The 12,739-nt window shown below is 43.0% G+C and carries 15 protein-coding genes; 8 read left to right on the forward strand and 7 right to left on the reverse strand.

All coding sequences use genetic code 11. The features are described from left to right. The first annotated feature begins 185 nt into the window (after positions 1-185). The gene (locus tag PSE7429_RS04990) at positions 186-602 is read left to right on the forward strand and encodes a hypothetical protein (RefSeq protein ID WP_009625983.1); all 417 of its coding nucleotides are present in this window, start codon (positions 186-188) and stop codon (positions 600-602) included. Between the two features lie 153 nt (positions 603-755). Here the strand turns inward: PSE7429_RS04990 and PSE7429_RS04995 are convergent, their stop codons facing one another. After that, positions 756-1,880 (reverse strand): quinone-dependent dihydroorotate dehydrogenase, encoded by a 1,125-nt coding sequence (locus PSE7429_RS04995; RefSeq protein WP_009625984.1) that lies wholly within the window; start codon positions 1,878-1,880, stop codon positions 756-758. Between the two features lie 86 nt (positions 1,881-1,966). Here PSE7429_RS04995 and PSE7429_RS05000 point away from each other — a divergent pair, with 86 nt between their 5' ends. Beyond that, entirely contained in the window at positions 1,967-2,194 is a 228-nt protein-coding gene (locus PSE7429_RS05000; protein ID WP_009625985.1) for a gas vesicle protein GvpG, read from the forward strand. 155 nt (positions 2,195-2,349) lie between these two features. Then, on the forward strand, positions 2,350-3,081 hold the full coding sequence (locus PSE7429_RS05005) for a pentapeptide repeat-containing protein (protein WP_009625986.1): 732 nt from the start codon (positions 2,350-2,352) through the stop codon (positions 3,079-3,081). Between the two features lie 193 nt (positions 3,082-3,274). On the opposite strand, the gene PSE7429_RS05010 is transcribed toward PSE7429_RS05005, so the two are convergent. The 3 genes from PSE7429_RS05010 to coaE form a co-directional block, all read right to left on the reverse strand. After that, a complete protein-coding gene (locus tag PSE7429_RS05010) occupies positions 3,275-3,889 on the reverse strand; it encodes a precorrin-8X methylmutase (protein ID WP_009625987.1) in 615 nt (204 codons plus the stop codon). 270 nt (positions 3,890-4,159) lie between these two features. Next, positions 4,160-6,055, reverse strand: a complete 1,896-nt coding sequence (gene htpG, locus PSE7429_RS05015) for a molecular chaperone HtpG (protein WP_009625988.1) — start codon at positions 6,053-6,055, stop codon at positions 4,160-4,162. Positions 6,056-6,358: 303 nt separating this feature from the next. Next, positions 6,359-6,967, reverse strand: coding sequence for a dephospho-CoA kinase (gene coaE, locus PSE7429_RS05020; protein ID WP_009625989.1), 609 nt, complete (start codon positions 6,965-6,967; stop codon positions 6,359-6,361). A 70-nt stretch (positions 6,968-7,037) separates the two neighbouring features. On the opposite strand from coaE, the gene PSE7429_RS05025 reads away from it, so the two are divergent. Next, the gene (locus PSE7429_RS05025; RefSeq protein WP_009625990.1) at positions 7,038-7,292 is read left to right on the forward strand and encodes a SemiSWEET transporter; all 255 of its coding nucleotides are present in this window, start codon (positions 7,038-7,040) and stop codon (positions 7,290-7,292) included. A 59-nt stretch (positions 7,293-7,351) separates the two neighbouring features. Next, entirely contained in the window at positions 7,352-8,101 is a 750-nt protein-coding gene (locus PSE7429_RS05030; RefSeq protein ID WP_267878973.1) for an NnrU family protein, read from the forward strand. A 300-nt stretch (positions 8,102-8,401) separates the two neighbouring features. Here the strand turns inward: PSE7429_RS05030 and PSE7429_RS05035 are convergent, their stop codons facing one another. From PSE7429_RS05035 to pipX, 3 genes are all read right to left on the reverse strand, one after another. Then, complete coding sequence (locus PSE7429_RS05035) at positions 8,402-8,776, reverse strand: group I truncated hemoglobin (RefSeq protein ID WP_009625992.1); 375 nt, start codon at positions 8,774-8,776, stop codon at positions 8,402-8,404. 304 nt (positions 8,777-9,080) lie between these two features. Next, positions 9,081-9,989, reverse strand: a complete 909-nt coding sequence (ispE, locus tag PSE7429_RS05040; RefSeq protein WP_009625993.1) for a 4-(cytidine 5'-diphospho)-2-C-methyl-D-erythritol kinase — start codon at positions 9,987-9,989, stop codon at positions 9,081-9,083. After that, a complete protein-coding gene (gene pipX, locus PSE7429_RS05045) occupies positions 9,986-10,255 on the reverse strand; it encodes a transcriptional coactivator PipX (protein ID WP_009625994.1) in 270 nt (89 codons plus the stop codon). The genes ispE and pipX overlap by 4 nt, the downstream gene beginning before the upstream one ends. Before the next feature lie 269 nt (positions 10,256-10,524). Here pipX and PSE7429_RS05050 point away from each other — a divergent pair, with 269 nt between their 5' ends. The 3 genes from PSE7429_RS05050 (at position 10,525) to PSE7429_RS05060 (ending at position 12,635) form a co-directional block, all read left to right on the forward strand. Beyond that, positions 10,525-10,929 carry a hypothetical protein gene (locus PSE7429_RS05050; protein ID WP_009625995.1) on the forward strand — a complete coding sequence of 135 codons (405 nt, stop codon included), beginning with the start codon at positions 10,525-10,527 and terminating at the stop codon, positions 10,927-10,929. Between the two features lie 486 nt (positions 10,930-11,415). Beyond that, complete coding sequence (locus tag PSE7429_RS05055) at positions 11,416-11,598, forward strand: hypothetical protein (RefSeq protein ID WP_009625996.1); 183 nt, start codon at positions 11,416-11,418, stop codon at positions 11,596-11,598. Beyond that, the gene (locus PSE7429_RS05060) at positions 11,598-12,635 is read left to right on the forward strand and encodes a fatty acid desaturase (RefSeq protein WP_009625997.1); all 1,038 of its coding nucleotides are present in this window, start codon (positions 11,598-11,600) and stop codon (positions 12,633-12,635) included. The genes PSE7429_RS05055 and PSE7429_RS05060 overlap by 1 nt, the downstream gene beginning before the upstream one ends. Positions 12,636-12,739: the final 104 nt, after the last annotated feature.

Below are 12,739 nucleotides of genomic sequence, written 5' to 3' on the forward strand. Positions count from 1 at the left end.
GAGTGGCGGCGCTTCGCGCCGCCACTCTCTATTGGGTTTGATTTTTGCCCTAACATTACTGACTATAGCTATAAATCCCGTAAGGTTTTGAGATTCCCAAAATGGCGTTGCCATTTTGGGAATTGGTATAACCCCAAAAATATCGATTAGAATGTATTACAAAACTACACATTTGCAGGAGTTTTATGGATACTATCGATTTAGAAAAGCTGGTGCAAAAAGGCTACTACGTCACATTAGGTGCAACATCATCGTTAATTGAGGTAATCCAAGATCCCATTAAACGTGAAGAGAATCTCAAAATGTTGGGACGGAGTTTAGATGAAATAACTCAAACTCTTGCTGAAAAAGGTGTGACGACGGAAGCAGAGGCTCGGAGCTATGTTGATAGTTTTATCTCACAGCAGGTTAGTGGTAAGCCTACCGACAATTCAGACGCAACAGGCTTAACTACAGTGACAACTACTGCGAAAACTGTCGATGATAGCGCTCCTGAAAAGTCCGATCAAAAGGTCAAGGCGAGTATGCGCGATGAGATCGAAGAACTCACGCAACAGCTAGCAAGTTTGCGTTCTGAATTAGAACAGTTACGTTCAAATTAATCAAAAAGAGACGCAATGCGTCTCTTTTTGATAGAAATAATTTTTAGATCGCCGATCGCGAAAGACGAAATATTGCGATCGCATAAATAAAGGAAAGGGGCTTAAGCCCCTTTCCTTTATTTATGCTCCTTTATTTATGCTCCTTTATTTATGCTATTTATGCGCTAAACCGATCGCTTGTTGAATATTATCCAAACCATGGGCATCAAGCTTCGTCACTAAGCCTTGCAAAATCTGTTTGACGACCAAAGGTCCCTCATAAATTAAGCCTGTATAAATCTGCACGAGCGAAGCACCCGCCGTAATTTTTTGCCAAGCATCTTCCGCCGTGAAAATGCCCCCCACACCAACAATCGGCAAACTGCCATTGGTAGTTTGCCAGATCAAGTTAATGACTGCCAAGGAGCGATCGCGTACGGGTTGACCGCTGATACCGCCTGCCTCCTCGGTAACGAGTTTACCTGTAATTGCTAAATGAGTAGTCGTTAGATTCTGGCGCGAAATCGTGGTATTGGTAGCGACTATTCCTGCTACACCATAGGATTGACTCGCCTTAACCACTGCGATAATGTCCGCATCATTCAAGTCAGGGGCAATTTTTACTAGAATTGGCTTATTTACGGTATTAATGGGCTTTAACTCGGCAAGAATCCCACATAACTGCTCAGTAGCTTGCAAATCCCGCAGATTGGGCGTATTCGGGGAACTCACATTGACCACAAAGTAATCGCCAAACTCGTAGAGCGATCGCAAACTTTCGGCATAGTCAAACTTTGCCTCAGCAAGTTCCGTAACTTTGGATTTACCAAGGTTAATGCCGAGGGGAATGCCGAGCCGATGATTTGCTAAATAATTTTTGAGATCGATCGCCGTAGCGGCTGCACCACGATTATTAAAGCCCATGCGATTGAGAACGGCGCGATCGCGGGGTAAGCGAAATAATCTTGGCAATGGGTTTCCCGACTGCCCCTTAGCCGTAATTGTACCTACCTCCGCAAAGCCAAATCCTAAATTTTCCCAAGCCCCGATCGCTTCCGCATTTTTATCAAACCCGGCCGCTAAACCCACGGGATTATCAAATTTTAAGTTCCATAGTTCTTGTGACAGCCGAGAATCGCTATAGTAAAAGAGAGACTTTGCGATCGCTTGCATTATTGATGAATCACTTATCCGACGACAAGTAGCGATCGCTAAATGATGAGCTGTTTCAGGCTCAAAGGAAAACAATAGGGGATGAATCCCATATTGATAGGCATATTTATAGGCAACACTTAACATAGGTTTAAGAAGAATAGGTTTTAGAGCCTGCCTTACGAATCACGACATACTCGGCTGTGATAAGAATTTAAGGAGTACATTTTTCAATGATATGGCAACTACTGACCGCACCCCTCGATGGACTAGTCTGGATCGCAGAACAAATCGAAGAAAGAGCAACCACCGAGTTAGAAAAAACTGAGAACTTGCAAAAGCGACTCACCACTTTACAACTAAAATTCGATCTTGGCGATATCAGCGAAGCAGATTTCATTACTCAAGAACAAGAAATTTTAGAAGCAATGGAAGCAGAAATGGACGAAAACAAAGAATAAGATAGGGCCCTAGGCTTTTATACCAATTCCCAAAATGGCGTTGCTATTTTGGGAATCTCAAAACCTTACTGGGTTTGTTTTTTAATTCACAAAAGTGTGATCACACTTTTGTAAATTGGTATTATATCTTATTACTGAAAAAATGGTGTAAAACAATGGAAATCAGCGAGCTAATTAATAGCTACCAATCAGGGCGGCGCAACTTTGCAGGAGTCAATCTGAGTAAGACTGATATGAATGGAATTGACTTAAGTAATGCCGATCTAAGTGGTGCAAACCTTAGTGAATCCAGTCTTTATGGAGCGAACTTAAGCAATAGTAAACTCAATGGCGCAGATCTCAATAGAGCAAAATTATATCGTTCCAATCTCGTTAGTGCTAACTTTAGTGGTTCTGATTTGGGAGAAACCGATCTCAGTGAAGCCAATCTCAGTGACGCAAGACTATACGGAGCGAATTTGTACGGGGCAATTTTAAATAAGGCGAAATTACCTCGCGCTAAGCTGACAGGAGCCAATATGGGCAAAGCCAAGCTCAATCGGGCTGATCTCAGTGAAGCAATTCTCAGGGATGCCAGACTCTTTGGTGCAAGTCTCAATGAAAGTATGTTGCAGCGAGCCGATCTCAGTCGAGCGAGCTTAAATGGGGCAAATCTCAACAAAGCCATGCTATGTGAGGTTGATCTAACCTTTGCGAGTTTGTATGGAGCAAGTCTATGCGATGCCGATTTGAGCGAAGCCGATCTGACCAGTGCCAACCTCCAAGGTTCCGATCTCACGCGCGTGAATTTCTACAAAGCCAATCTGAGTAAATCGAAGTTTGCCGATACAGTTACCGAAGGGATGCAAACTAGGGAAGCTAATTTAACTGGCATTATTTGGAATTAGCTCTATAGCGATTTAGGTTTTGCTTAGAACGTAAGTAGCTAGGCATAATTTACAAACCAAAACCCATAAAGTTGCGCCCCGTAGGGGCGCAACTTTATGGGTTTTGGTAATTTATTTTGCACAGGCATATACCGCAAAAAGATGAATGGCGGCGCTTCGCGCCGCCATTCATCTTTTTGCGGTATGTCATTCCTTATTTATTACCATAGGCTAACCATGCCAAATTCACCAAGGCGTTAAATATAGTTACCGCCGCGATCGCACTTCCCTTGCGCCCATCTACTCGAATATGCGGAATTAGTGAATCATTCAAGCGTGACTTGATCACATCGGTATCGATAAAGCCAGCAGGAGTACCAATCACCAGAGTGGGCTTTACATCCTCTAGTTCGATCAAATCCACTAAAGTCGCTAATGCCGTTTGGGATTCACCAATCACAAAAATAGCTTCAGGGTAGCGTCTTGCTAAAGTTTCAATTCCCCAAGCCGCTTGAGTTTTACCCTTTTGGGGACGAGTGATTGCTTCAACTGCGCAATAGATTGGATTAGCAAAGGTATCGCAGATTTTAGGAAATATCCCAGCTTGAACCATTGGCACATCGACAATGATGGTAGTACGGGTAGCGAGAGCAGTACTACCAGCCTGTAACGCATGTTCCGAAAACCTGACCAGCTCCTTATATTCAAAATCTGCGGTGGCATAAATTACTTGACGCACAATCTCATATTCGGAGGGGGAGAAAGAATGCTCGCCAATTTCACTGTCAATTGTTGCTAAGCTTTGTGCGTCCGTAATATGCCATTCCATAGGGTTATGCGATCGATATTTAAGTTGAAAGTTTGCGACATTTTACATTTTTGCCGATGCAATCAGGTATGACCGTACCACATCAAGGGAATATATAAAACCCAGAGATTTATAACAGAGCTTTATAACAGAAATTTCTATTATAAATTTATAGCTGCAGCCAGGCTTGTTAGGACAAAATTAAACCCCAAAAGAGGGTTGCCGCGCGGAGCGCGGCAACCCTCTTTTGGCTTTTGATTTTTCCTAGTAAGACTGGCGGCAGCTATAGATTTAGATTTTGCTAGTCAATTTAGTCAGCAATTGGTTAGAACGTTGCAGAAAGCCCTTCATGCTGTCAGCATCAAAACTCTTCTGTGCCATCAGAGCAAGGTCGTAGACATGGGTACAAATCAAGTTAGCCAAGTCTGCCGATTCAGACTTGACACCACCAATAATTTGGCTGCTATCAAGCTCGATCAGCTTTTCCATGAGAGGATGGGCTGTATTGACCAACAGGACATGATCCTCAGGGAAGCTGACAGTGCCCTGTTGCATGAGAGCCATCATTTCCTGCATCCGACGAGCAGACTCTGGTAACAGAATAATTGCGGGTGGAGCCGAAGCAGCATCCTCAGCCTTAATCGCCTCAGTGCGAATCACCAATTTGGGCTTATTCAAAGCATCGCGGAAAATATCTTGAAGATGGTCGCTCTTGGTTTTATTAGTTTTGGGATCAACAACTTCTGTTTTTGAATCCTTATCAACGAGGCGATCATCGATCTCCGCATCGACACGGGCAAACTTGATGTCTTTAAATTCCCGTTCGAGGAAGTTGATGAAGTGACTATCGATAAATGCGTCAAAGGTTAGTACTTCTAAACCTTGGTTTTTATGTAGTTCGACATAGGTCCCTTGAGCGATCGGATCGGAGGTATAAAACACTTGATTTTCGTGTTTTTCCTTATTGCGCTCTAGATAGGCTTGCAAGGTCGTGTAGTTACCACTTTCGCTCTTGACTGCTTCATCTTCGCTGGTGGTCGCATATACCAAGATTTCCTTAACTTGCTGATAAAACTTATCACTATTCATGGAGCCAAATTTCATGAAGATGCTGATATCTTGCCAGCACTTCAAAAATTCTTCGCGAGACTCACTATAGAGAGAGGTCAAGCGATCGCCTACTTTTTTAGCAATAAATTCTTGAATCTTCCGAACCTTGGGATCTCCCTGTAAAAAGCTTCGAGAGACATTTAGAGGAATATCTGTACTATCGATCGCTCCGCGCAATGGCATCAAAAACTTCGGGATCACATCATCGCAATTGTCACTGACGAAAACATGATTGCAAAATAGCTTGATCTGTCCGCGATTAGGATCGATGTCAGCCTTCATCTTAGGGAAATACAGAATTCCTTTAATCACAAAGGGATAATCGGTATTGAGATGAATCCAGAACAGAGGATCGTCTTGATAAGGATAGAGATAGCGATAGAATTCTAAATATTCGTCCTTAGTGACGGACTTGGGGGATTTATCCCATAAAGCCGTCTGCTTATTAATGACCTCATCATTTAACTTGATGGGTACGGGCATAAAGTCGCAATAGTTGCGGATCATACGCTTGATCGAGGCTTCTTCGAGATATTCCTCAGCGTCTTCTTGCAAAGTTAACGTAATCGTCGTGCCGACGGTTGCGCGATCGCTATCATCAAGGGTAAAGGTGGTCGAGCCATCACAAGCCCAATGCACAGCATCAGCACCATCCTTGTAGGAACGAGTATCAATCTCGACATTACTTGCCACCATAAATGACGAGTAGAAGCCCAAACCAAAATTACCAATGATCTGTTGATCGCCCGTGCCGCTACTCGCATACTTAGTGGCAAACTCCTGAGCGCTAGAAAAGGCAACTTGGTTAATATATTTTTTAACTTCATCGGCGGTCATCCCAATCCCTGTATCGGCGATCGCTAAGGTCTTTTTATCCTTGTCAATCGTCACGGTAATTTCAGGCTCGGCTGAATGACTTGTTTCGCCAGCGTAGGACACCATCTTGAGCTTGCTAATGGCATCTACGGCATTAGAAATCAATTCCCGCAAGAAGATATCTCGTTCTGAATATAAAGCCTTCTTGATAATGGGAAAGATATTCTCGGTATGAATGCTGATCGTTCCCTGCTCTTGCATATCGCGCAAAGCTCCTTAATGCTACTAAATGTTACTTACTCTTAAGTCAAGCCTGATTATACCGAACCAATCGCAATACCTATGCGTCCGATGTTGTCGCGTTCTCCGTACCTACTCATAAATTTGCAATAATTTGCGATAATTTGCGATCAATGTGAGTTCGGGATAATTTGAAACGGGCTTTGAGAAAGGGATGGCTACGCCATCCCTTTCTCAAAGCCCAAAAGTAAAAGCCTTGCTTAGCAAGGCTTTTACTTTTGGGCTTTGGAAATTTGCCAAGCGTAACCCGAACTGACGTTAGGGTTACGCTTGACGGCTATATATACCCATTGGCGAGTTAAGCAAGGCGAGATCGACTTGTAAAAACAGATCTTCAGTATTAGCAGAATTTGTAATTACCACATCGGCAAGTTCAATTTTTTCAGACTGAGACATTTGACTGGCGATTCTTTGAATTGCTTCAGTTTCTGATAAATGACTGCGGCTCATGAGTCGCTGCAATTGTTGCTGGGGATCGCAAGCTATCGCCCAAGTCTCTGTTACCAGATTTTCCATATGGGCTTCAAATAACAGGGGGATTACCATTACGACCGTAGATGGTTCTCGACATTTTGCTTCAGAAATTAAGCATTCCCTTACGTAGGGATGGATTAATCCTTCGAGCCATTGCAACTCGCTAGCGCTATCAAAAACGATCGCTCCTAACTTGCGGCGATCAATATTGCCGTGATCGTCGAAGACTAATTTCCCATAGCGTTCCTGTAGCTTTAGTAAGCGATCGCCAACTAAAGCATTACGAGCATAGAGATCGGCATCCAGAATTGGTAATCCATAGGTATCGCGCAAATAATCAGAAACCTTAGTCTTGCCCGTGGCAATACCTCCTGTGATGCCAATAATTCGCTGTTGCATATGTTTTAATTCTGTTGAGCGATGTCTAGGCTATCTCAAGCATCACTAAATTATCCTACTTCTCGAAACTATGCACTTCACCAATCTCCTTGGATTTATCGCTGCATCCCTAACGACCTTTGCCTTTTTGCCCCAAGTCGTCCAAGTTTGGCGATCGCGATCAACTAAAGATATTTCCTTACCAATGCTGGTTACTTTTATTTTGGGCATCACCCTCTGGCTTATCTATGGGTTATTGGTCGATGCTGCACCCATCTATATGGCTAATGGCATCACACTTTTGTTAAATCTGATCATTTTACGATTCAAGCTCAAGTATGGATAAACTAGGGAAGAGATTACTTCGCCTCATTAGCAATCCTCCCCCAATTCATTAGTTTTAATATGACCTCTCTTAATGTCTTCTTCTCCAGCTATTTATCACCCTTTTTCTCTCAATATTTTTCCCACTTTGTCATGTTGGGCTTGATTTTAATTTTTGCGATCGCCCATAGCGGCTTAGCAGCTTTACGCATTAGGGCAGAAGAACGCATAGGAGCGAGGTTGTATCGAGTACTATTTGCACTGACTAGCATTCCTCTAGCGGTGATACTGTTCATTTTTTATTTCAACCATCGTTATGATGGGTTGCAGTTATGGGATTTTCGGGGAATTACGGGGCTGCATGAATTCGTGCTGGCGCTTTCGGCGATCGCTTTTATTTTTCTCTATCCTGCCACCTTTAATTTGGGAGAAGTTGCCGCGATTCAAAAACCCCAAGTCCATCTATTTGAAACAGGGATCACGCGGATTAGCCGTCATCCGCAACTCATTGGCATGACACTTTGGTGTATTGCCCATACTCTTTGGCTGGGGACATCCTTTGCCCTGACGACAGCGATCGCCTTGGTGAGCTATCACTCATTCGCAGTTTGGCATGGAGATCGGCGTTTATTTAAGCGCTATGGGGATGAATTTCTAGCCCTCAAAGAACGTACTTCGGTAATGCCATTCTTAGCGATCGCTCAAGGTCGCCAGCAACTAGTCCTTAAGGAATTTATCCGTCCTGCCTATGTTGGAGTCGCAATTACGGTTGTACTATTTCGATGGCTGCATCCAATCGTGATTAATGCTTCGGCAAATATAAATTGGTAAAATCTAAAGAGCATAACGCCCACTAAGCGGGCGTTATGCTCTTTAGATTATTAACATGAGTTCGGGATAATTTGAAACGGGCTTAGAGAAAGGGTTTGCTACGCAAACCCTTTCTCAAAGCCCAAAATTAAAAGCCTTGCTTAGCAAGGCTTTTAATTTTGGGCTTTTAAAATTTGCCAGCTTAACCCGAACTGACGTTAATTATTGTTTTTTGATGTCGGTGGGAAGGGAGTAGCAATGCTTGAGTTATACCAAGTTAAGAAATGGCTACGCCATTTCTTAACTTGGTATTAGATATATTTAGCCATTTAATACATCTTTTTTACGCTGGGGAGCTGCCGCTACTGCGGCGACCTCGTCGATAAGTTCGTCGGATACTCCCATTTCTCTGAGGGTAAGAATTAAATCCTCCGCCACGGCATCAAAGTGATCGCCATTTAAACCTTGCTTTTCGACTAACTCTTTGTGAGCTTGACGCATTAATTGACCATCGTATTTATCAGTGCCACCAAAGGCATAGGTCAGAAAAGCTTTTTGGTGCGATCGCTGTTTCTTCATATCTGTATTGGCAAAGAAATGCTTAATGCGATCGTCTTGTAGCACCCTTTCATAGAAGCGATCGACCGCTAGATCGACTGCGGCAGCACCACCAAGTTTTTCAAATAATGTTGTCATGGGATTTCCTTTTGCTCTGTGTAAATCAGTAATACCAATTCCCAAAAGTGTGGCTACACTTTTGGGAATTGAAAACCAAACCCAGTAAGGGTTTTAAAATCACAAAATGGCTACGCCATTTTGTGAATTGGTATAATACCAATTCACGAAAGTGTAACGATACTTTCGTGAATTAAAAAACAACCCCAGTAAGGTTTTGAGATCCCCAAAATGGCATTGCCATTTTGGGAATTGGTATAAGTTGTGTTTAGGACATCAAGCCCAAAAGATGAGTGGCAGTACTTTGCGTTGCCACTCATCAAGGTTAAGCATCAAAAATCGATCTAACTAAGCTTTTAACGACCCATACATCAATATTATCGGTTCTTACTGCTTCTGCAATCTTCTGAGCGCGATCTAGATCGGCAGCGATCGCGAAGACTGTCGATCCCGAACCTGACATCATTGCCCCAAGACATTCCTGTTCGAGTAGCCTGTTTTTAAGTTCGGAGATAGCTGGATATTCAGGCAAAACCACTCGTTCGAGATCGTTATAGAGCAACCGCCCCAACTTGCTAGGAGCCGAATCCCCACCCGAGGCGATCGCGGCTACCAATTGGCTCGATAGATTTTGGTTTTTAACTGGACTGGTAGCGAGTAAACCTTGCGAACGAAAAGTTTGATATGCCCAAGCTGTGGCGATCGCAATGCTTCGGGGCTTACAAATGACTAAAACTAGATCCGTGAGATCGGGCAATGGAGAAAGGACTTCGCCACGACCTGTTGCAAGAGCCGTACCTCCAGACACGCAAAAGGGGATATCAGAACCTAACATTGCTGCAAAATCACAAAGCTGGGACTGAGTTAGTCCCAGTTCCCAGAGGCGATCGATTCCCACCAACACGGAAGCGGCATTGCCCGATCCCCCAGCTAAACCTGCCCCCATAGGAATTTGCTTATTGATCGCGATTTCCATTCCTCCCACTTCTGGGAAATTATGTTGGAGGAGGGCTGCGGCTTTGTAGGCGAGATTGCTCCGATCGCAAGGTACTTCAGGATTCGTACAAAGTATCTGAATCTCGTCGGTAGAAGTTTTGCAAATATCAACGCGATCGCAGAGGTCGATGCTTTGCAGGATCATCACCAGATCGTGATAACCATCGGGGCGATTTCCCGTAATCTCTAGATAGAGATTAATTTTTGCCGCAGCCTTGAGAGAAATACGCGAGGTCATTGAAAAAAGGTTCGCTTATATATATGTTGTAAATTTTTTTGATCGAGATCAGAACCACCACGACGGAGCGATCTCATTTGAGTTTCGACCATAAGCTTGGCATCAGCACGGGAGACAGGCTCAAACTGAATACCATCAGGACTAGTTGTAATAAGGAAAAATAACCTTTGGGCGTAGAGTGTGGTAAACAAACTACGAAAATCATCCACCCTACATAAGCGAGATAGCAAGCCAAAAGTAGGATGATTTAGATAGTGTTCGGACATTTGGCAGGCTGGGAAATATAGTGAATTTGATAAATCAAGGAGAGTTGAGTTTTTCTGTGTCATAAACTACCTAAGTTCAACGACACTATTGCAATTGGCAATGACAAAAGAAGCTTAAAAAACCCTAGAAATTCGACAATACAACCTATTCAATTATATTGCGACTACTATTTTGATATGTTTAGAGCGATTAATTAGTAAATGTTATCAAACCTTAACGATTTTTGTCTAAGCTTTGAGAAAATTATGGAGTCACGGAGGAGTTAATTATGGATCGACTTTCTAAATTTCAGATTCTGGCAGGATTGCTGGTTATTCTTTCCTCAATTGTCATTTTTTTGACAGCGCCAGAGGCGATCGCCGCCGAACGTCGTCCCGTGATTCCCGCTAATGGTCAGCCGATTTTGAGTGGAAATATGCATGGTAGCGACTGGCGATCGGCTGCGAAGGAATCAAAACAAGCCTATTGCCAAGAAGCTTTTGCCGCTTTCCGTGGCTCTGCGGCTCAGAGCTATATCATCAGTCACAATATTCAAAGCCTGAGTCCCGCAGGGCTATGCGATCGCATAGATCAGTATTACAGCCTTGAAGAATACCTTGACGATCGATTGGGCTCAGCAGCAGCGATCGCCCCTATTTTATTTGCTGATACCCCCATTGGCACTAAATACTAAGTAACGGATAAAACGAGCTTTAAGAAAGGGTTTGCTATGCAAATCCTTTCTTAAAGCTCAAAAGTAAAAGCCTTGCGTAGCAAGGCTTTTACTTTTGGGCTTTTAAAATTTGCCAACTTAACTTGAACTGACGTTAAGTACATCACTAAGCGTACTTATACTTAGTATTTAGGAGTATTTAGGTATCAATCAAAAAAACTGTGGCGCACGCTGCGCGTGCGCCACAGTTTTTTTGATTTTCATTCTAAACAATCAGGAAAACTCAGAGGTTTTACCCATATAAAACCTTTGGGTGCTGGACTTGGGAACAAGTCAATTTGTACAATTGTCTGTGTGTTAAACGACAGTTTATCCCACCTCAATCCGTATAATTACTCATTAGATATGTTTATGGTACATAAAAATACATGTAACATAAGATAGAATCTGAGACATAAAATATTTTGTGGTGTGATCGCAACGTTTTAAAAGCGTTTTAAAGGAAGTATGAGCAAACAAACTGAAGCCCCATCAAAAGAAATTTCTACATTGAGCGTCACCTCTAAAAAGTTATATTCCGAGGAAGTTCAAGCCGAACTAGCGGAATTGCAATCAGATATCGATATTCTTTTACAGCAATTGCAAAGCTTGAGTAGTCAACGCCTGACCACCGTAGGGAGTGCTCAGTAGTGGTTGCCATACAAAACTCCTCCCATACCCTTACCCCTGAGACTACACTCCGCGACATTATTAAAACTATTCCTGCTGAATGCTTTGAGAAGAAACCTCTCAGAGCATGGCTGAGCGTTTTATTTTCTGTAGCAGCCGCTGCCTTAGGCTATGCCAGTATTACTTTCTCGCCTTGGTACTTGTTGCCCTTTGCATGGATTTTAACGGGGACAGCCTTAACTGGCTTTTTTGTAATTGGTCATGACTGCGGACATCGTTCTTTTTCTAACAAGATTTGGGTTAACGATCTCGTAGGACATATTGCTTTCTTGCCATTGATTTTCCCTTTTCACGGCTGGAGATTCAAGCATGATCACCATCACCTGCATACCAATAAAATGGGTGAAGATAATGCTTGGTATCCTTTCACCGTTGCCGAATATGAACAGGGCAAGGGGCTAATTTCTAACGTTTATCGGATGATTCGTACGCGATTTTGGTGGATTGGTTCGATTTTACATTGGGCTAACCTACACTTCGATGCCAGTCTCTACCCTGAACGCCAACAAAAGCAGGTTAAGTTTTCCTATCGCTTGGTCATCGCTTTTGCTTTAATTGTCTTCCCAGTTCTGATCTATACCACTGGCTTAATGGGGTTTGTTAGTTACTTCGTAATGCCTTGGTTGGTCTATCATTTCTGGATGAGTACCTTTACAATCGTTCACCACACGATGCCTGATATCCAATTCAAGGAAAAGGATAAATGGCACGCAGCAACCGATCAACTTACGGGAACCGTGCATTGCGATTATCCAGTTTGGGTTGAATGGTTGTGTCATGATATTAACGTGCATGTACCTCACCATGTTTCTACGGGTATTCCTGCTTACAACTTGCGTTTGGCTCATAAATCTCTTGATGAGAATTGGGGGAAATATATGTACAAAACTAAGTTCTCATGGGAATTGATGAAGGATATTGGCGATCGCTGTCACATTTATGATTCTGAGAAATGTTATAAAACTTTTGCGGAAGTCGATGCTTCTAATAAAGCCTAGATAAAATTTAAATCCCAATTAAATCCAAAAAAAGCGATGCAAAGCATCGCTTTTTTTATCGCCAAAAGAAGGTTGCCGCGCTCCGCGCGGCAACCTTCTTTTGG

The sequence above is a fragment of the Pseudanabaena biceps PCC 7429 genome (assembly GCF_000332215.1).
GTDB classification, from domain to species: Bacteria; Cyanobacteriota; Cyanobacteriia; order Pseudanabaenales; family Pseudanabaenaceae; genus Pseudanabaena; species Pseudanabaena biceps.